The 17,773-nt window shown below is 57.9% G+C and carries 19 protein-coding genes and 1 pseudogene; 14 read left to right on the top strand and 6 right to left on the bottom strand.

Annotated features, from left to right (window positions below; all coding sequences use genetic code 11):
* Positions 1-385 precede the first annotated feature (385 nt).
* The 3 genes from J4E42_RS28695 to J4E42_RS28685 all read left to right on the top strand — a co-directional run bounded on the left by J4E42_RS28695 (position 386) and on the right by J4E42_RS28685 (position 2,515).
* Positions 386-1,663, top strand: coding sequence for a flavohemoglobin expression-modulating QEGLA motif protein (locus tag J4E42_RS28695; RefSeq protein WP_207286724.1), 1,278 nt, complete (start codon positions 386-388; stop codon positions 1,661-1,663).
* Between the two features lie 212 nt (positions 1,664-1,875).
* Positions 1,876-2,166 (top strand): hypothetical protein, encoded by a 291-nt coding sequence (locus J4E42_RS28690; protein ID WP_008035503.1) that lies wholly within the window; start codon positions 1,876-1,878, stop codon positions 2,164-2,166.
* 187 nt (positions 2,167-2,353) lie between these two features.
* Positions 2,354-2,515 carry a DUF2986 domain-containing protein gene (locus tag J4E42_RS28685; RefSeq protein ID WP_008037782.1) on the top strand — a complete coding sequence of 54 codons (162 nt, stop codon included), beginning with the start codon at positions 2,354-2,356 and terminating at the stop codon, positions 2,513-2,515.
* Between the two features lie 8 nt (positions 2,516-2,523).
* On the opposite strand, the gene J4E42_RS28680 is transcribed toward J4E42_RS28685, so the two are convergent.
* Positions 2,524-5,421 carry an EAL domain-containing protein gene (locus tag J4E42_RS28680; RefSeq protein ID WP_207286723.1) on the bottom strand — a complete coding sequence of 966 codons (2,898 nt, stop codon included), beginning with the start codon at positions 5,419-5,421 and terminating at the stop codon, positions 2,524-2,526.
* Between the two features lie 220 nt (positions 5,422-5,641).
* On the opposite strand from J4E42_RS28680, the gene J4E42_RS28675 reads away from it, so the two are divergent.
* Complete coding sequence (locus tag J4E42_RS28675; RefSeq protein ID WP_207286722.1) at positions 5,642-6,154, top strand: GNAT family N-acetyltransferase; 513 nt, start codon at positions 5,642-5,644, stop codon at positions 6,152-6,154.
* Between the two features lie 389 nt (positions 6,155-6,543).
* Here the strand turns inward: J4E42_RS28675 and J4E42_RS28670 are convergent, their stop codons facing one another.
* The gene (locus tag J4E42_RS28670; RefSeq protein ID WP_192228830.1) at positions 6,544-6,885 is read right to left on the bottom strand and encodes a hypothetical protein; all 342 of its coding nucleotides are present in this window, start codon (positions 6,883-6,885) and stop codon (positions 6,544-6,546) included.
* 209 nt (positions 6,886-7,094) lie between these two features.
* Here J4E42_RS28670 and J4E42_RS28665 point away from each other — a divergent pair, with 209 nt between their 5' ends.
* From J4E42_RS28665 to J4E42_RS28650, 4 genes are all read left to right on the top strand, one after another.
* Complete coding sequence (locus tag J4E42_RS28665; protein ID WP_192228829.1) at positions 7,095-7,331, top strand: hypothetical protein; 237 nt, start codon at positions 7,095-7,097, stop codon at positions 7,329-7,331.
* 154 nt (positions 7,332-7,485) lie between these two features.
* Positions 7,486-7,704, top strand: a complete 219-nt coding sequence (locus tag J4E42_RS28660) for a DUF4287 domain-containing protein (protein WP_192228828.1) — start codon at positions 7,486-7,488, stop codon at positions 7,702-7,704.
* A gap of 159 nt (positions 7,705-7,863) precedes the next feature.
* Positions 7,864-8,493 (top strand): LysE family translocator, encoded by a 630-nt coding sequence (locus J4E42_RS28655; protein WP_207286721.1) that lies wholly within the window; start codon positions 7,864-7,866, stop codon positions 8,491-8,493.
* A 110-nt stretch (positions 8,494-8,603) separates the two neighbouring features.
* Positions 8,604-9,140: an AAA family ATPase gene (locus J4E42_RS28650; protein WP_207286720.1), complete on the top strand. Its 537-nt coding sequence runs from the start codon at positions 8,604-8,606 to the stop codon at positions 9,138-9,140.
* A gap of 174 nt (positions 9,141-9,314) precedes the next feature.
* On the opposite strand, the gene J4E42_RS28645 is transcribed toward J4E42_RS28650, so the two are convergent.
* Positions 9,315-9,890 carry a TetR/AcrR family transcriptional regulator gene (locus J4E42_RS28645; RefSeq protein WP_008035516.1) on the bottom strand — a complete coding sequence of 192 codons (576 nt, stop codon included), beginning with the start codon at positions 9,888-9,890 and terminating at the stop codon, positions 9,315-9,317.
* A gap of 146 nt (positions 9,891-10,036) precedes the next feature.
* Between J4E42_RS28645 and J4E42_RS28640 the strand changes: the two genes are divergently transcribed.
* From J4E42_RS28640 to J4E42_RS28625, 4 genes are all read left to right on the top strand, one after another.
* On the top strand, positions 10,037-11,137 hold the full coding sequence (locus tag J4E42_RS28640; protein ID WP_008035518.1) for an alkene reductase: 1,101 nt from the start codon (positions 10,037-10,039) through the stop codon (positions 11,135-11,137).
* A gap of 81 nt (positions 11,138-11,218) precedes the next feature.
* Positions 11,219-12,007, top strand: coding sequence for an SDR family oxidoreductase (locus J4E42_RS28635; protein WP_207286719.1), 789 nt, complete (start codon positions 11,219-11,221; stop codon positions 12,005-12,007).
* Positions 12,008-12,054: 47 nt separating this feature from the next.
* Positions 12,055-12,924, top strand: coding sequence for an alpha/beta fold hydrolase (locus tag J4E42_RS28630; RefSeq protein WP_207286718.1), 870 nt, complete (start codon positions 12,055-12,057; stop codon positions 12,922-12,924).
* Positions 12,925-13,001: 77 nt separating this feature from the next.
* A complete protein-coding gene (locus J4E42_RS28625) occupies positions 13,002-14,000 on the top strand; it encodes an NADP-dependent oxidoreductase (protein WP_008035523.1) in 999 nt (332 codons plus the stop codon).
* A gap of 291 nt (positions 14,001-14,291) precedes the next feature.
* On the opposite strand, the pseudogene J4E42_RS28620 reads toward J4E42_RS28625, so the two are convergent.
* Positions 14,292-14,651: pseudogene (locus J4E42_RS28620) on the bottom strand (tetratricopeptide repeat protein); the annotation flags it as partial.
* A 216-nt stretch (positions 14,652-14,867) separates the two neighbouring features.
* Here J4E42_RS28620 and J4E42_RS28615 point away from each other — a divergent pair.
* Positions 14,868-15,266, top strand: coding sequence for a hypothetical protein (locus tag J4E42_RS28615; protein ID WP_081500185.1), 399 nt, complete (start codon positions 14,868-14,870; stop codon positions 15,264-15,266).
* 156 nt (positions 15,267-15,422) lie between these two features.
* On the opposite strand, the gene J4E42_RS28610 is transcribed toward J4E42_RS28615, so the two are convergent.
* The gene (locus J4E42_RS28610; protein ID WP_008037795.1) at positions 15,423-16,277 is read right to left on the bottom strand and encodes a LysR family transcriptional regulator; all 855 of its coding nucleotides are present in this window, start codon (positions 16,275-16,277) and stop codon (positions 15,423-15,425) included.
* Positions 16,278-16,373: 96 nt separating this feature from the next.
* Here J4E42_RS28610 and J4E42_RS28605 point away from each other — a divergent pair, with 96 nt between their 5' ends.
* The gene (locus tag J4E42_RS28605; protein WP_008037796.1) at positions 16,374-17,015 is read left to right on the top strand and encodes an FMN-dependent NADH-azoreductase; all 642 of its coding nucleotides are present in this window, start codon (positions 16,374-16,376) and stop codon (positions 17,013-17,015) included.
* A gap of 332 nt (positions 17,016-17,347) precedes the next feature.
* On the opposite strand, the gene J4E42_RS28600 is transcribed toward J4E42_RS28605, so the two are convergent.
* A partial coding sequence (locus J4E42_RS28600) for a hypothetical protein (RefSeq protein ID WP_404943266.1) occupies positions 17,348-17,773 on the bottom strand: 426 nt, incomplete at its 5' end.

Raw genomic sequence — 17,773 nt, 5'->3', positions numbered from 1 at the left:
ATTGTTAAAGAGCGGTTGGTTAAGATCTTTCGTCTCAACCGAGGCGCGCATTCTACAGCGCCTTTCATCAAACTGCAACCTTAAAAGTTGATGATTTTTCTTAACTAAATCAACAACTTAAACCAGAACCAGCAGCGAACTGCTCGTTAGCGGGAGGCGAATAGTACAGTATTAAAATACGTGGTCAACCCCTGAGTGGAAATTCTTTTTCCACACCAAAGATCCCTGGCTGCCACCGTCAGCCCTGGCCCGATAATCGTCTTATATAAGAAGCAGGAAGGTTCAGTCACCCGTGAACAACAGGGGGCCTCCTGATCGGTTACAACGCACCGCATCGGAACGACTAAGCTTTTTCGAATGAACCTCGTCTTTCAAGGGTGACTCCATGAGCAGCGCCCCCCTGTCTGAACTCGATGCCGCTCTACCCGGTCTGGCTCGCAAGATCCGCGTACTGAATGCCCTGTCCTGGCCGGATGGCGTCGAGGACGTTTTCCTGGCGCATTGGCGTAACGGGAAAGCCGAATTGCCCAAAGTCGAATTGTGCCCCCGCGACCACAGCGCCGACATCGCCGCTCTGGAAGCCTTTATAGGACGCTGCGATCAGGGGCACCCCGCCGGGCACTATCTCGCCATGACTGCGCGCAGTTATGCCACGGCCGGACGCATGCTGGGGGCGATTGGCACTCCCGCCTTCACTCAATACTCATCCGCGTTGTACCGACGCCCGGATTTCTATTATCCGAGCCAGAAACTCAGCATGCTGGACGCGGCCAATTTTTTTCTCACCACCACCGACGCCCTATTGGGTGGCGCCCGGATTCCACCGACTCAGGCTGAGATCCCGGCCGAGGTCTTCGCCGCCTGGATGCAGCCGGAGCTGGACCGTTTCTTCGGCGAGGGCCGGGTCACGGTCGTGCTCGACCCGACGCTGGCTGCCAAGGCAATCGCCGGGGCAAGCCGTATACGCCTGCGTACCGGTGCCCTGTTCTCTGAACTGGACAAGAATCAGTTATTGCAGCATGAGGCCTTCGTGCATGTTGCTACCGCACAAAATGGCGCGCTCCAGCCCAACCTCAAAAGCCTGGGTTTGGGGGCTCCACGCACGACCCAAACCCAGGAAGGCATTGCCACCCTGGCAGAACTGTTCACTGGCAGCATGGACATCAACCGCCTGCGCCGCCTGGCCCTGCGCGTGCTTGCGGTCCAGCAGGCTTTGGACGGCGCCGATTTCATACAGGTATTCGAGGGGTTTCTCGCCGCAGGCCAGTCACAAGAGGAGTCCTTCCGCTCAACCCAGCGGGTCTTCCGTGGCGCCGACCTGCGTGGCGGCTCGGCGTTTACCAAAGATGCCGCCTACCTGACGGGTTTGCTGGGCGTCCATACCCTGTTGCGCATCGCGATCCGCGACAATCGACCGGAATTGGTGGGGCATTTGTTTGCCGGACGCCTCAGTCTGGCCGATACCGTACGCCTGGCTCCTCTATTTGAATCTGGCTGGCTCCAGGGCCCCACCCATCTACCGGCCTGGGCCTGCGATTTACGTCTGCTCGCCGCCAACCTGGCCTTCTCCGCTTTTATTGCCCAGATAAAACTGGATGTGCTCGATCTGGAGGTGCTCATGACATTTGCAGACGAACACGAAAACGATGCCAGCGCCCTGTGACCATGGGCACCTGCCAATTGACTCGATTGAGTTTCACGGAAATATCCTGACCGCGGCGCAGCAATCAGCCAGAAGCGGCCGGTGGTCGTTGCACTTCGCCAGTCGCCGGCGTGTGGCTAAGCTTAATTAATCGGGGTGAATTGAAACCTGAGAGATAGCGGCCATCAGCGAATCTGGACAGGCATCAAGACGGCGCCCCATAGGAGACGACTATGTATGCGGTGATAAGAACCTACTTGGGTACTGGAGCAAAGCAGCTTTTCGAGCTTTTGGAAGAGCGCAAGACCGACGTTGAAGCGACCCTGCGGACAGTGCCGGGCCTCGTAAGCTACACGCTGCTGAATACGGGTGATGGTGGTACGTCGGTAACGGTTTGCACGGACAAGGCCGGCAGCGATGCGAGCTTGAAAGTCGCAAGCGAGTGGATCAAGAAAAACGCATCAAGTATCCACGCGTCCCCGCCGATCGTAACGGAAGGTCCGGTCATCGTGCAGATCAAATAACGCGCCCTTGCGATTGATCTCGCGACACCGTCGCTGTCGCGGGATTTGTATGCTTGCCTGGCGCAAATGTGATCGTCCGCAAACCATCAGATTGGGTTTGATTGCGGTGCAAGCCCCTGCCTCACCCCTAGGCTTCTTACGCAAACCTCTGCCATCATTCAGGCATTCACAAGCCGAGTAGAAATACATGAATCGTCAGAAAAAAATAAAGCAGCTATTAAAGGCTCACGCCAAAAAGGCCAGTGCCAAACTGGCACCGCAAAACAAGTCTAAATACATCAGCAAAGCTGACCGATTGAAACTGGCCGCTGAATCCGCTCAAGACGCAATCACGCCCTCTGAGGGCTGATCCAGCCCCTAACGAACCATCAACGAACTCGCCAACAACGCCTCCAACCCCATCGGCTTCGCAAAGTAATAACCCTGAGCCTGCCCTGCGCCCATTTCGCGTAGCAAGACCAGCGTCGCTTCATCCTCGACACCTTCGGCCACAACGCTGAGGTCCAGCGATTCGGCCATCCGCACAATCGCCCGGACGATCGCGCGACTGCGAGGGCTGGTGGTCAGTTCGAGGATGAACGATTTGTCGATCTTCAAACCGCTGAAGCGGTACTGATGCACGTAGCTCAGGGATGAAAACCCGGCACCGAAGTCATCGAGCACCACTGACATGCCGTTGTCGGCCAATTGCTGCATGGTCAGTCGGGCAATCGCCGGCTCCGCCACCAGTGCCCCTTCGGTCAACTCCAGGCAGATCCGCGAGGGCTCGACCCCGTATCGCGCCAACAGCGCAAGCACATCATTGGCAAAGTCCGGGCGCGTCATGCTGTAGCTGGAGCAATTGACGTGTACCGCCGGCCAATTGGCGTGTTCGGGTTGGGCGAGGATCGCGGCGATGCTGGTCAGCATGTACAGGTCCAGTCGACCAATCAGGCGCAGACCCTCGACATCCGGCAGAAACTCGCCCGGCGCGATCACCCGGCCGCCCGGCTGATGCCAGCGGATCAGTGCTTCAAGGGCCAACAGTTCGCCGCTTTCGACACTGACTATCGGCTGGAAATACGGCAACAGTTCGTCGGTGCGTTTGAGCGCGTTGCGCAAGGCCCCTTCCCGCTCAACCTGGTCCGAGACTTCACGGCGCACTTCCTGATTGAACACTGCGTAGCTGTCGCGCCCGGCGCTCTTGACCCGGTACATCGCCGCATCGGCATCGCGCAGCAAGTCGGCGGGTTCCTGATGGAACTGACTGTCGGCGCTGACAATACCGATACTGCAGGACGAAAACACTTCATAGCCATTGATCAGGAACGGCAGGTCAAACGCCACCAGAATCCGTTCGGCGATGTCGATTACCACCTCCAGCGGCGCCTCGGGAGCCAGCACGGAAAACTCATCGCCCCCCAGGCGCGCGAGCATGTCGCTGTCGCGCAGACAACCACGCAAACGGTGGGCGGCCTGCATCAACAGCAGGTCGCCAAAATGGTGGCCGAGGCTGTCGTTGACCATCTTGAAACGGTCGAGGTCGATAAACATCACTGCCAGGTGCCCGCCTTCGCTGCCGAACTGCGACCAGGCCAGATTGAGGCGCTGTTGCAGGTAGGTACGATTGGGTAGCCCGGTCAGCGCATCGTGGGAGTTTTCGTGTTGCAACTTGGCATTGGCGTGATCGAGCTCGCGGGTACGGTTCTGCACCCGGGCTTCCAGCTTGAGGTTGGCGGCATGGATCGCTTCGGCGGCCGTGCGGCGCGACAACGCCGTGTCGATGTGCCGGGAGACGAACGTCAGCAGTTCCTGGTCGCGCAGGGTATAGCGCACTTGCGAGGTATAGCTTTGCACCGCGAGTACGCCACGCACCACATCACCATCGAACAATGGAATGCCCAGCCAGGAGTAGGATCGGAAGTACGCTTCGGCCAGTTCGATGTCGCCGTGCGCAGACAATCGCTCAGCTTCGTCGGCGTCAATCAGGCAAGGTCGACGCTGACGGATAACGTACTCGGTCAAGCCCCGGCGCCCTCGCCGTGCCACCGGGCAGGCCGTCTGCCGCTCATCGACATAATACGGAAAGGTCACTTCAGTGGTCGCGTCGTCGAACAGCGCAATATAGAAGTTCCGCGCGAACAGCAGATCACCGACGATGCCATGCAAGGTTTGAAACAACTCAGCCATGTCACCAGGCCGGCTGGAGAGTTCGGCGATCTGAAACAGCGCGCTCTGCAGATGTTCGGCGCGCTCTCGCTCTGCCACTTCCTGCCTCAAGGCGTCGTTGAGCGCCGAGAGCTCCAGGGTACGACGCATCACCGTCGCTTCCAGATCCTCGCGGTGCAGAATCCGGTCCAGCGCCATGGCCACGTGGCGGGCCACCACCAGAAACAGCGCGCGGTCCTCGGCGCTGTAGGTACGAGAAACGTCGTAGACCTGCATCGCCAGCATGCCAAACACCTCGTCCGAGGCATTTTTCAACGGTGCGCCCATCCAGAATTCGGGACGATCTCCCACGCAGTAAAAACGGCCTTCGGCCTGAGCCGCGAGAATGCCGGCGGCGTCGATCAGCAACGGCTGGCCGCTGGTCAATACCTGGCCGGTCAACGAAAGATGCGAAGGGTCAAGGTATTCGTAATGCGAGGACTCCACGGCATCAACGTCAATGATGTCGACGTAATACGGGTAGTCGATCTTGCCGCTGTGCGGGTCATACAGCGCGAGATAGAAGTTCTCGGCGTCGATCAGGCTCGCCAGCAACTGGTGAACCCCCACCAGGAACACTGACCGGTCGCGGGTCGAACTGGCCAGGTAGGTAATTTCATACAGCACACGTTGAGTAATCTGCGCACGGGCCAGAGTATTGGTCTGCACCTCAATGCCCAGGCGCAGGGCAAAACCGGCGAGCGCCGGTTCTTCGGCCTCGGCGATTGGCGCAAGCAGCCAACCCAGCACACTTTCGCCGCTGCCGGTCGGCCAGCGGTGCAAGTGCCGGGTCTGGCAAAAGGCATCGAACTGTTCATTCGCAACACTTGACGGCCATTGCGCCTGTGGGTCGCCCTGCCCGACCAAATGCATCTGTTCACCGGCACGGTAAACGACCCACGCGGTGGTGTACGTCCAGTTGCGCGCCGAGTTCAGTAAGTGTTCGATCGTATCCTCGTTGCCAGCGCAGGTCATGCCGACAGTATCCGAATTCCCTTTAAGCTCAGAGGCGACAATATCGCAATCGTTCGATTGCCGCGGGAAGTCGGTCAAAGGACGAAAACTCATCAACGCTCCCTGAGCCAGAAACTGGCAATACTCACTTACTGGTTACTAGCAATGCGCCAGTGAGCTTCCCGTTTATAGAGTTTTTATTCAATAGGTTTTTTCGAATTGTGAGTTGCTTGCTCAACAGGTCATTCTTTACGGGCGCCAACTCGGCAAACGACTGACAAGTGTGCCTCTGCACCCTTATCCAAGTAGTTCCACCAGGAAAAGGAGCGTCCTTATGGAGACCGTCACAATTCGTACCCTGCAAAACACTGATGCTGAGGCATTGCTGACGTTTGAAAGGGACAATCGCGAGTGGTTCGAGCGCCACATTGACGCACGCGGTGCTGCTTTCTATTCGGTGCAGGGTGTCACCGAGCACATTGCAGCCTATTTATCTGATTATGCCGCCGGCACCTGGCACCCCTTTGTCATCGTAAACGCTGGGGGGGAAATAGTGGGCCGAGCGAACCTGAAAGACATCGACACGTCCGCGCGGTCGGCAGAAGTCGGCTATCGGATCGCTCAAAGTGCTTGCGCAAAAGGACTGGCAACGCGGGCGGTGAGGCATTTGATCGAGCAAGCGCAGTTGCGTTGGGACCTTAATCAACTGGTTGCCAACGTTTACGTCGACAATATCGGCTCGGCAAAAGTACTCGAACGCTGCGGCTTCGTGATTGAACAGACATCTCTGCAAGCCGGGGCAAATCAGGAGTATCGGTTTGGCCTTTCGATTCAGACGAGTGAATGATGGGTCAATAAAAGTCCCGAAAACGTCTCAAGATTCAGGCCGCAAGGCGAGCTAACGCTCGACCTCGTTGTTTGATGGTGTACGCGCTCCCCTGTAGGAGCCGGCTTGCCGGCGATGGACTCAAGTACCCCGCGTTTAACCAACTCTTACGCGTTATCGTTAACGACCATCGCCAGCAAGCCGGCTCCTACAGGTTTTGCGCTTATCCCATATCCAGTTCAGCTAAACGACGTCGAATTTGCGGGAGCTAGTATTTCGCCGTTCTTGTTTCTGTCCCCGGGATTTCGTTTAGAACAAAAAAAGCCCCGCAACCAAATGGGCTGCGGGGTAAAAAATTGGTTGGTTGCGGCCAACCAAAGGAGCTCTGTAGAAAGCGTTACGGGCCGGAGTCAGATGCAGTCCTGTGCGGCGCGTTCAAAACTTGAAGGCAGCAGGTTCGAAGCCAGCAAGTGCCGTTCGTAGATGAATACCTTGCCGCCATTCCCGGCCTTGTAGGCTTCCAGCACGTTGTCGGCCGAAACTTTGCTCGGCACCACGATCCGGTAGCTGCGCTGGGTTTGCGAGACGGTCGGGTTCAACGCATGGCTCTGCAATTTCGGTACGACGCAATCGGCGTATTGGGCTGGGGTCTTGCTGGTCTGCAAGGTCAGGGTCGGGTCGTTCGGCGCGGAGGCGCAACCGGCGAGCAACAAAGAGCCAATCGCCATGGCGGGTAAAAATAAAGAGCGCATCGGTCTTATCCAGAAAATAAAAGCTTCGGTTTATCCAGCAGCGGGACTGCGTCGCTGTGCGTGTTCGTTGGAGGTGATTTTCCGCCTATAACCAACAAAGCAGAACTTGTGTTTCGTAATGGTCACTATTACCTCTAGCAATAGTTGCGCGCCGTGCAGATGGGTACACACTCTGAATCACCACTAAAAAAATTGATGAGGATCTATCCTTGAGAACTTTTGACCTGATCCGCGATGCCGTTTTGCCCGACTTCCGCGACCGGGTGGCCGAGTACCTGGTCCAATACGAAACCGTATTGTTGGGCGAACACGCGCCCGACCCGGAACTTGTGCGGGCCACCGCCAATCAGTTGCGCGGTTATTTACGCGGGTTGAACACCACGCGGGTGCTGGGCATGGCGGACTGGGAGGAGCTGGATCGGCGGGTGGTGAATACGTGGCTTTAGCGCCGCACGCCTCGACCGGCGGATCGGCATCCATCGAATGACTTTCTATACTGCTGTCGAATCCGGAAAGACGCAGGATTTGCCGTCATCGTAGTCGTGGTTCTCTCTGGGTAATGTCTCCCGATAGTTCTCAAGCAAAAAAGGAGTTTGCGTCATGACCGACGATCCAAAAGTAAAAGGACCAGCGTCGTACTTTCCCTCTATTGAAAAAAAGTATGGGCAGCCAATCACCCACTGGCTAACCCTGCTCAAGACAGTCAACGGCAAGAAGCATATGGAGATGGTTGCGTTGCTCAAAACTGAACACGGCATGGGCCATGGCCATGCCAACGCGTTGGTTGCGTACTTTTTAGCGAGCACTAAAACCGACTGACGAGACTGATGTAGCACAGGGCGCTCGATGCACCCGCTTGCGGCTCAAGCCAACCGGGCGCCATACACCTGACTGTTGCTATCAAATCCACCTCCACTGTATCTGCTTCAACCCAATGACTACGGTTAGCCTTGTTTCTCATCCAGGGGAGTTTGCGCTATGCCGGACGCCACCAACCTTTACCTGTTCACTGTCGCCGCCCTGCTGTTGCTGATCGTGCCTGGCCCGAACATGGCCATCGTCACCAGCCATGCCGTTGCCCATGGCTGGCGTGCCGGTTTCGCCGCCGCATTGGGAATAACCCTGGCCGACGTGCTGATGACCGCCATGGTCAGCGCGGGGCTCGGTGCGCTGGTGATGAGTTGGGCGCCGGCATTTGATTTGCTGCGGTGGGCCGGGGCTTGCTATCTGATGTGGCTGGCGTGGAAGGCATTGAGCACTCCACCAGCGGACGCGGATGTTCAACCTGCATTGACATCGCGGCGCAAGATCTTCATCCGGGCGACCCTCAACAGCCTGTTGAATCCCAAGGCGCTGTTGTTCTTCATGGTATTCCTGCCGCAATTCGTCACCCTGGGAACCAGCAGCGTCACGGTGCAACTGATGGTATTAGGTGTGTTGCTTGCGCTGATCGCTTTGATCTTTCATTCCCTGCTCAGCGTCTGTGCCGGGCAGCTACATGGGCGCCTGCGTGGGGGCAAAATCTCCAGCCGCCTGGGTGCTTATGGCTTCGCTGTCGTAATGACGGCGCTGGCGGTACGTTTGCTGGTGCTGAACCGGACAGCCTGAAGCAGCAGCTTCGAAATCGCTCAATAGACGTCTCTCGTCGAAGCCGCCTTTTACTGCGCCAACCAAAACCTGCACACTTGTCGGCTTTTTTCGCGACAGGAAGTCTCCCCATGCAACGGATTGTCATTCTGGGCAATGCCGGTAGCGGCAAATCTACCCTCGCCCGCGCCCTCGGCAAGCGCCTGAACCTGCCCGTGGTGCACCTCGACACGCTGTTCTGGGAACCCGGCTGGGTCGAACCCGACGCCGAGCAGTTCCGCGCACGGGTCCGCAAAGCGCTCACACCAGAGGCCTGGATTTGTGAAGGCAACTATGCGCGGCGAACCTTCGACCTTCGCCTGCCCCGGACCGACCTGATCATCTGGCTCGATACCTCGCGGCTCACCTGTTTTACCCGGGTGATCAGGCGCAGCGTCATGAACCGCCCTCGCCCTGACCTTGCAGCAGGCTGTACAGAGAAGCTCGACCGGGCGTTCCTGACCTTTCTGAATTTCGTGTGGAACTTCGATCGTGGCTACCGTCCAGGAATCGAGGCGGTGCGCCTGGCCATCGGCCCGCACATTCCTGTGGTGCACTTGCGCGGTTCCCGGCAGATTCGCGCCTTTCTCGATAGCTTGGCTGCAACGCCTGAAATCTGCCTTGAATAGAGGGTGATTTTCGCTATTCCGGTAGTTGATCCGCGTACGCCCGGCAGGGGCTATGAGAGAAAACCTACGGCGACGAACGACTGGCTGCACAGCCAGTACGTGTCATCCAACGACGAAATGAAAGCGAGTCAGCACGTTTTGTGCGACATCCATCTATCCCCTCTACGACTGAATCTACGATTGAATGGATAATGATGCGGTCATTTGCGCGTGACACACCGCCAGAATTTCATCGGCCAGCGCCGAGTCGTCAGGACAGGCGCGCGATAACATGATCGCACCGACCGCACGCGCCAGCAGGTCGATCATTTTCACCCTCGCCTCCCCCGGCGCCGCATCCGGCCCGGTCGGGTATTTTTCGCCGAGCGTTTGCAGCGTGCGCTCGATGCCTTCAGCGAAAGCCGACTTCAAATCGCCCGACTGACGCGCCGCGTCACCGCACAACGCCGCCATGGTGCAACCCGTGGCGCGCCCGTCGCGATGATCCCTGGACACATACACATCGATGAAATCCTTCACGCTCAATGCTTCGGCGCCGACCAGTGACTGCGCAAGACTGTTGGCCGAGGCTTCGGCCATCAGGTCAGCCTTCGAACCGAAATGTTTGTAGAAACCGCCATGGGTGAAACCGGCGGCGCCCATCAGGTCGGCCACGCCTACACCGTCAAATCCGCGCTCGCGAAACACGACTGAGGCCGTTTTGACGATGTGCTCCCGATTTGCCTGAGCCTGGGCCTTGGACACTCGCATGTTCGATACCTCTCTACCGCTGAAATTCATCGGCCAATGATACATAGATGCCGATCATAATCAAAATCGTTGACAGCTTAGATTTCGATCATCATCCTAATCGCAAGCGATATGACCATTTACCAACGGGCACGGAACAAACACCCATGAGCGACCTGAATCTGTTTACCCCCTACACGCTTGGCGCCCTGACGCTGTCGAACCGCGTGGTTCTCGCTCCACTGACGCGCAATCGCGCGGGCAAAGGCTTTGTGCCGAGTGAGTTTGCTGCTGCCTATTACAGCCAGCGGGCAAGCGCGGGCTTGCTAATTTCAGAAGCCTCGCAGATCTCGCAGCAGGGACAGGGCTATCAGGATACCCCGGGCATTTACACGCAACCGCAGATAGAGGGATGGCGCAAGGTGACCGATGCCGTGCACGCCAAGGGCGGGAGAATTTTCCTGCAGCTGTGGCATGTGGGCCGTGTTTCCCACGTGGATCTGCAACAGCAAGGCGCGGCGCCGGTAGCCCCTTCAGCTCTTCGTCCCGCGACCAAGGTGTTCGTCAACAATCGCTTCGAGGACGTTTCCGAGCCGCGGGCGCTGGAGGCTGACGAACTGCCAGGCATCGTCAACGATTTCCGCCAAGCGGCGGCAAACGCCATTGCGGCAGGCTTCGACGGCGTGGAAATCCACGGTGCAAACGGCTATTTGCTGGATCAGTTCATCAAGGACGGCGCCAACCTTCGTACTGATGCCTACGGCGGCTCGATCGCAAACCGTGCGCGGCTGCTGTTGGAAGTGACGGCCGCGGTGGCAGCCGAGATTGGTGCTGATCGCACGGGCATTCGCCTTTCGCCTGTCTCGCCGGCCAATGGTGTATCGAGCAGTGATCCACAGGCTCAGTTCGATTACATCGTCGACCAACTCAATGTTCTGGACATCGCTTATCTGCACGTCGTCGAAGGTGCCACCGGCGGGCCACGCGACGTGGCGCCATTTGATTTCGACGCCTTGCGCCAGCGCTTCAAGAACACTTACATCGCCAACAACGGCTACGACCTGGACCTGGCCACGGCACGCCTTACGCATGACAAGGCCGACCTGATCGCCTTTGGCCGCCCTTTTATCGGCAACCCCGATCTGGTGGAGCGACTCAAGACCGGTGCGCCACTGTCCGCCTTCGACCCCTCCACGCTCTACGGCGGCGGTGCGGCGGGATACATCGACTACCCGACACTTGCCGAATCAAGCGCTGCCGCGAACTAGGCATTGGCTGATCGAGCCTGGTTTTATTCGTGCATCAATCCAATCCAATCCAATCCATATTCCTGATAAAGAGCTGACATCATGACTACTCGCCCTACCGTTCTCATCACTGGCGCTTCCACCGGCATCGGCGCGGTTTACGCCGAGCGTTTCGCCCAACGCGAGCATGATCTGGTGTTGGTCGCCCGCGACCAATCGCGCCTGGAAACGCTCGCCGCGAAGTTGCGTGGCGAACACAACGTCGCCATTGAAGTGCTTCAGGCCGACCTGACTCAACTCAGCGACCTGCACACCGTCGAAGCGCGCCTGCGGGATGACGTGCGCATCGGCATCCTCGTCAACAATGCCGGCGCCGCACAGTCCGGCAACTTCATCGAGCAAAGCACCGACAGCGTTGCGCAACTGGTGGCCCTCAACACCACCGCGCTGGTGCGGCTCGCCAGCGCCATCGCGCCGCGCCTGGCCAAAGCAGGTGAAGGCGCGATCATCAACATCGGTTCGGTTGTGGGTCTGGCGCCTGAGTTCGGCATGTCGGTCTATGGGGCGACCAAGGCGTTTGTGCTGTTCCTTTCCCAAGGCCTGAGCCTGGAACTTTCGCCTCTGGGTGTTTATGTGCAAGCCGTACTGCCCGCCGCCACCCGCACTGAGATTTGGGATCGCGCCGGTATCGACATCAACACCTTGAGCGAAATCATGGAAGTGGGTGATCTGGTCGATGCCGCACTGGTTGGCTTCGACCGTCGCGAGCCGGTGACCATTCCTCCGTTGCATGAAGGCGAGCGCTGGGATGCCCTGCAAACCGCGCGTCAGGGTCTTTTGTCGCAGATCAGGCAATCCGCCGTGGCGCAACGCTACTTGACTCAAGTCTGACCCATGTCGAGCAGGTCCGCCTCGCCCCGCAATCGGACGGAGTAAACATGACCCTTATAGCGACACGTAATCACCCGGGTTCGCAGTCGTCATTTATCAGCGCGGCGAACCAGTCGGTTCTGATTGGCGGGATACCCTTCGCCTATCGTGACCTGGGACCCAGGACGGAAGTCCCGCTGGTCATGCTCAACCATTGGGGGGCAGTGTTGGATAACTTTGACCCCAGGATCATCGACGGCCTGGCAAAAAACCGGCGTGTCATCACGACTGATTACCGCGGTATCGGTGGCTCGGGGGGCGCCGCGCCATTGACCGTCGGTGAGATGGCTGACGATGCAATCGGCCTGATTCGTGCGCTGGGTTTTGACAAGGTTGACCTGCTTGGCTTTTCACTCGGCGGCTTCGTCGCTCAAGACATCGCCCTGAAAGCCCCCGAACGAGTGCGCAGATTGATCCTCACCGGAACCGGACCGGCCGGTGGCACAGGCATCGACAGGGTCGGTTCGGTGACCTGGCCATTGATCATCAAAGGTTTGCTGACGCTGCGAGACCCCAAGTTCTACCTGTTCTTTACTACCACGGCCAACGGCCAACGTGCCGCGTCCGAGTATTTGCAACGTTTGAAAGAACGCCAGCAAAACCGGAGCAAAGGCCCGACACCCGGCGCATTTTTACGGCAGTTCAAAGCCATTACTGCGTGGGGCAAGCAAGCGCCGCAAGATCTCAGTCGCCTGCCGATGCTGACCCTGATAGCCAACGGGGACAACGACATCATGGTGCCCACCGTGAACTCGATTGATCTGGCAAAGCGAATCCCCAACGCGCAACTGATCATTTACCCGGATGCCGGGCACGGCAGCATTTTTCAGCACCATACCGATTTCGTGGCCAAGGCTTTGGCGTTCCTCGACTCCTGACAGCCTGCACATCTAATCGCATCAACGTTGTCGGGGCCGCGCCCCATTCTCATTCCACCGACAAGAGCAGCTGCAACATGAAGGCATTTTTTATCGACCGCTACGGCAAGCAGAACGGAATGATTGGCGAAGTGCCCGACCCTGCGGTCGGTGTGCATGACGTTCTGATCCAGGTGCATGCAACGAGCGTGAACCCGTTGGACTCGAAGATCAAAACGGGGGAATTCAAACTGATCCTGCCCTATACATTTCCATTGGTATTGGGCAATGACCTGGCCGGAGTGGTCGTTCGCACGGGTTCTGCGGTGAAGCGATTCAAGCCAGGAGACGAAGTCTATGCACGTCCTCCAGAGGCACGGATCGGGACGTTTGCTGAACTGATCGCAGTGAACGAAAACGCGCTCGCGCTGAAACCCTCGAATCTCGACATGGCCGAAGCGGCTTCCATCCCCTTGGCCGTCTTGACGGCCTGGCAGGCGCTGATTGAGACCGCCCATGTGAAAAAAGGCCAGAAGGTGTTGATTCATGCCGGATCCGGCGGTGTCGGCACGCTTGCCATCCAGCTCGCCAAACACCTCGGCGCCTTCGTTGCGACCACCACCAGCACGGCGAATGTCGAATGGGTGAAAGCACTCGGGGCGGATGTGGTCATCGATTACAAACATCAGGATTTTGCAAACGAGTTACGCGATTTCGACGTGGTGTTGAACAGCCTCGGCGCCGATGTACTGAAGAAATCGATCAAGGTTCTCAAGCCTGGTGGACAACTCATTTCCCTTTCGGGGCCGCCGACCGCGCAATTTGCCCAAGAGCAAGGCTTGTCCTGGGTGCTGGGGCAAGTCATGCGCCTGCTGAGCAGCGGTATTCGCAGAAAAGCCCGCAAACATGGGGTGAGCTATGTATTTTTGTTTATGCGTGCCAACGGGATACAACTGCAAAAAATCACCTCGCTTATCGAGGCTGGCGTCATCAAACCGGTCATCGATCGTTCCTTCCCTTTTGAATCGACTGCAGAGGCGTTGCGGTACGTCGAGCAGGGCAGATCAAAAGGCAAAGTCACCGTAACAATCAAATAAGCGCACTACAAAAAATGTCAGTAGATAACGTACATGCCGCCAAGTATCAGACTCCAGCGCCTGAACCAGAGGAGCCGCCACCGCACAACAGACACACACAGGAGCAGTTGCAACCGGAAGTCGCACCTGTAGAAAAGCCTATGATCATTTGGCGTAGCTTGATGCTTGAGCAGTAACGAGAAAGGGGTCATGTCACTCTTCAATTGAAACAATGCTGACTTCGCCACGAGCTCGTGACGAATGGCAAGTTTGCAAAAGCGGACACTCAGAAACTCAACCGCGCACCAGGTAGGATTGGGCCTGCTGCCCCGCCTGGATCAATTGGAAGTTACGGTTACGCAACTCGACGTTGCGCCCAACCCGCATGTTCGAGCGCGCCGCCAAGGTTTCAGCCTGCTGGTACTGCCCCTGCTGAAGACGCAACACACCAAGGTAATGCAGTGTCGCGGGATTGTTCGGCTGGATATGCAGGGCACGCTCCAGCGTGGCGGCGGCCTGGTCCAGTTGGCCATTTTCATACTGCCGCGAGGCTGTTTCGATCAGGGTGGTTGATGCGCTGTTGCTTTGCGCGGGCGCTCTTCGCTCTGCAGCGACAGAACAAAACGACGCGACGCGACGCGACGACGCAGAACACCAGAATGCTTCACGCAGAGCAGAAAACGGCCAGAAGCGGGCATGGACAAAGCAAACTTCAAAAAGGGGTCGAACAGTGAGACCGCCGGCTATTTAAACAGCGCCGCCCTAGAACTTTTCCCTATTTACAGGTCTATGTGGACAGGCACATTCGCTCGGTAAGCGCTAACTCGCAGGCTTCCCGCAGCCAGATGGCTACACATCAACATGTCAATTCAGAGGTTGTCTTCGCTCATGAAATTCCATGACCTACGGATGGTGCTCTTCGGCCTGTTCGCGTTCGCGGCAGTGGGCTCGGCATCAGCAACACAGATGAAGACCTCAACCCCTGTTTTCGCAACTGAAGTGGCGGCCGTTCAGGCGCCGGTCCAGGCTGCCGGCAGCCCTTGGCCGACCGTGGCCAGTATGGCCGGCAACCAGCCAGGGTCGTTGCTTGCCCATGATGACCGATACTGGCATGACGACCGTTGGCATGATCGTAGAGACAATTGGCGCCGAGACGACTGGCGTAGAGAACAGTGGCGTAGAGAGCAAGCCCGCCGGGATGCCGAACGCCATCGTTATTGGGAGCGTCATCAGGATCGGTCCATGCGGCACCGCTACGAGGACGATCGCCGCTACTATCGTCGCTAAATCTGCCTGTAACACCAGGCTGTAGAAATCAGGCTGAAAACCTCGACGAGGTACGAATCGGATATTCGCTCAGTGCTTCCCAAGTGAAGTCTGAGCGTCCGCAACCAATGAAGGTTATCGACCAAGCGCATTCAATACTGACCTTTGAAATGACCGTTAAGCCCTGCGCGTGGAGCAATACTCCACGATGAGCTGAGTAACCGCCGCCACCATCGCCTGATCCGCTTCAGGCGAAGTAAACAGCCGAAACTCTGCATCCGGCAACTCCGGCAACCCTTGTTCAGCCCCAAGAACCACCAGCCCTTGCCCCAACTGACTGAGTGTCATGGGCGCAACCGCGAAGCCTGCAAGCGCCGCCGCCCGCAACCCAGCGGTGCTGCTGCATAACATCGCGGTGCGTTGGGCGATCCCCGCCTGAGCCAGTCGCTTCAACGCAACCTCGCGATAAGGGCATGGCTCGGGGAACAGGGCCAGCGGCAACGGCGTCGGTAACCGGGTGACGGGTTGCGCCGACCAGGCCCACACCAGCGGCTCTTGCCACAACAATTTCCCCGCATCGCTGGTTTCGCACAGTGAGCCGATGACCAACTCCAGATGCCCTTGCTTCATCAGCGCCAGCAACGTACCGGGAATGCTCACCTGCACGTCGATCTCCATCCCTGGGTACTGCGCCGCGAATTCCTGAAAAGCACGCAGTAGTCGGGATTCGACAAAATCCTCGGATATTCCGATCCGCAGCCGCCCGTGAAATGGCGTACGCGTCAGTTCCGCCCAGGCATCACGGTTCAGCACAAGGATCGTGCGCGCATAAGAGAGCAAGCGCTCGCCATCGGGCGTCAGTTGCTGGGAACGGGTGGTACGCGTCAACAGGGGTTTACCAATCTGTTCTTCCAATCGCCGCACATGGCCGCTCACCGCAGACTGAGTCAGGTGCAGCTTTTGCGCTGCACGGCTGAAGCCTTCTTCGTCGACCACAGCGACAAATGTTTTGAGTAGCAGCGAATCGAACATAGTTTTATACGTGATTAATCGACTAGTAATTTACGATTTATATTTCAAATATAACTATGTTGCAATGCCTCCCTACCCCACCACTCGAGGCGTGCCATGACTACCCTGCTCCATATCGAATGCTCCCCACGCAAGCAGCGCTCGGCGTCCCTTGAAGTCGCCCGCAGCTTCATTGCGCGTTATCGAGAAAACACCCCGGACACCGACATCATCACCCTCGACCTCTGGAACATGGCGTTGCCGGAATTCGATGAGCTGGCAATGGAAGCCAAATACGCAGGACTCAGCGGCACTGCCTTGACCCCGGCGCAACAAGAGGCCTGGAACACCTTGAAGGACCTGGCTGCGCACCTGCATCGCGCGGATGTACTCGTGATGTCCGTACCGCTTTGGAATTTCAGCATCCCGTACAAGCTCAAGCATTTCATCGACCTGATATCGCAGAAAGACATCCTGTTCAGCTTCGATCCGGAACGCGGTCTGGAAGGCATGCTGCACAACAAAATCGCCGTAGTCGCGTACGCCCGAGGCCTGGATTTTTCAGCGCAGTCGATCACACCGGCGGAACGCTTCGACTTCCAGAAGCCCTACGTGGAAGCCTGGCTGCAATTCATCGGCGTGACCGATGTGCATTCGGTGATTGTGGAGAAGACCATCCTGGGGGAAGACGTTGATCTTGATGCGCGTGAGGCTGCGACTCAGCAGGCCAGAGGATTGGCAGATACTCTTTGTCGCTGACGGGTATTTATAAGGTACAGGCGCCCACTCAAGCATGAGAGCCAGAGGCAGTTTTCGACCCAATGCTTCCAGTGAAGGCCGGCAGAAATCGGCCAAAAGAAGTCGCAAACCCCATGACGCTTCGGGGCTTGCGACTTATTGCCAATACGTCCTTCAAACTCTCGGACGTTTGCTACGGGAATGCCTGCCGTGTTCATTGCAGAACGTGCAGGCCTAGTTTTGTACCTCAACCGCGTCGATATCCGGCGCGTCTGGGGCGTCCGGGGCGTCAGCCACATCCTCTCTGGCGTCCCTCGCCTCGGCTTTGGCAGCCTCTCTGGCTGCGTTTGCCTCTACCTTGGCAGCGTCCCTCGCCGCATCTGCAACAGCACGGGCGGCATCTCTGGCCGCATCGGCTTCTGCTTTGGCGGCGTCCCTGGCTGCGTCGGCAGCGGCCCGAGCTGCATCTCTGGCTGCATCTGCGCCCGGTATGCCAGCAGCTTTTGCAGCGTCCCTGGCTGCATCCGCCTCGGCTCTGGCGGCGTCTCTGGCTGCATTTGCAGTAGCCCTTGCAGCATCCCGGGCTGCATCTGCATCAGCTCTGGCAGCATCTCTGGCTGCATTTGCATCGTTTCTGGCAGCGTCCCTGGCTGCATCTGCGGCATCGTTGTCATGCGCGTTGCCTGAGCCTCTGTTCCCGGCAACACCACCATGACCGTCACCGTCATGGCCTGATGCACCATGACCACCACCATCTCCATGGCCGCTGCCACCGTGAC

This window comes from Pseudomonas sp. FW300-N2A2 (genome assembly GCF_017351735.1).
GTDB lineage: Bacteria > Pseudomonadota > Gammaproteobacteria > Pseudomonadales > Pseudomonadaceae > Aquipseudomonas > Aquipseudomonas migulae.
The sequence above is the reverse complement of the archived record's forward strand: the minus strand, read 5'-3'. Positions and strand labels throughout refer to the sequence as shown.

Bases quoted from the DNA above. Each gene is read 5' to 3' on its own strand.
- J4E42_RS28675 (WP_207286722.1), top strand. From the start codon at position 5,642: ATGGAGACCGTCACAATTCGTACCCTGCAAAACACTGATGCTGAGGCA.
- J4E42_RS28615 (WP_081500185.1), top strand. From the start codon at position 14,868: ATGAAATTCCATGACCTACGGATGGTGCTCTTCGGCCTGTTCGCGTTC.
- J4E42_RS28655 (WP_207286721.1), top strand. From the start codon at position 7,864: ATGCCGGACGCCACCAACCTTTACCTGTTCACTGTCGCCGCCCTGCTG.
- J4E42_RS28685 (WP_008037782.1), top strand. From the start codon at position 2,354: ATGAATCGTCAGAAAAAAATAAAGCAGCTATTAAAGGCTCACGCCAAA.
- J4E42_RS28695 (WP_207286724.1), top strand. From the start codon at position 386: ATGAGCAGCGCCCCCCTGTCTGAACTCGATGCCGCTCTACCCGGTCTG.
- J4E42_RS28610 (WP_008037795.1), bottom strand. From the start codon at position 16,277: ATGTTCGATTCGCTGCTACTCAAAACATTTGTCGCTGTGGTCGACGAA.
- J4E42_RS28630 (WP_207286718.1), top strand. From the start codon at position 12,055: ATGACCCTTATAGCGACACGTAATCACCCGGGTTCGCAGTCGTCATTT.
- J4E42_RS28670 (WP_192228830.1), bottom strand. From the start codon at position 6,885: ATGCGCTCTTTATTTTTACCCGCCATGGCGATTGGCTCTTTGTTGCTC.
- J4E42_RS28690 (WP_008035503.1), top strand. From the start codon at position 1,876: ATGTATGCGGTGATAAGAACCTACTTGGGTACTGGAGCAAAGCAGCTT.
- J4E42_RS28625 (WP_008035523.1), top strand. From the start codon at position 13,002: ATGAAGGCATTTTTTATCGACCGCTACGGCAAGCAGAACGGAATGATT.
- J4E42_RS28635 (WP_207286719.1), top strand. From the start codon at position 11,219: ATGACTACTCGCCCTACCGTTCTCATCACTGGCGCTTCCACCGGCATC.
- J4E42_RS28605 (WP_008037796.1), top strand. From the start codon at position 16,374: ATGACTACCCTGCTCCATATCGAATGCTCCCCACGCAAGCAGCGCTCG.
- J4E42_RS28680 (WP_207286723.1), bottom strand. From the start codon at position 5,421: ATGAGTTTTCGTCCTTTGACCGACTTCCCGCGGCAATCGAACGATTGC.
- J4E42_RS28660 (WP_192228828.1), top strand. From the start codon at position 7,486: ATGACCGACGATCCAAAAGTAAAAGGACCAGCGTCGTACTTTCCCTCT.
- J4E42_RS28640 (WP_008035518.1), top strand. From the start codon at position 10,037: ATGAGCGACCTGAATCTGTTTACCCCCTACACGCTTGGCGCCCTGACG.
- J4E42_RS28645 (WP_008035516.1), bottom strand. From the start codon at position 9,890: ATGCGAGTGTCCAAGGCCCAGGCTCAGGCAAATCGGGAGCACATCGTC.
- J4E42_RS28650 (WP_207286720.1), top strand. From the start codon at position 8,604: ATGCAACGGATTGTCATTCTGGGCAATGCCGGTAGCGGCAAATCTACC.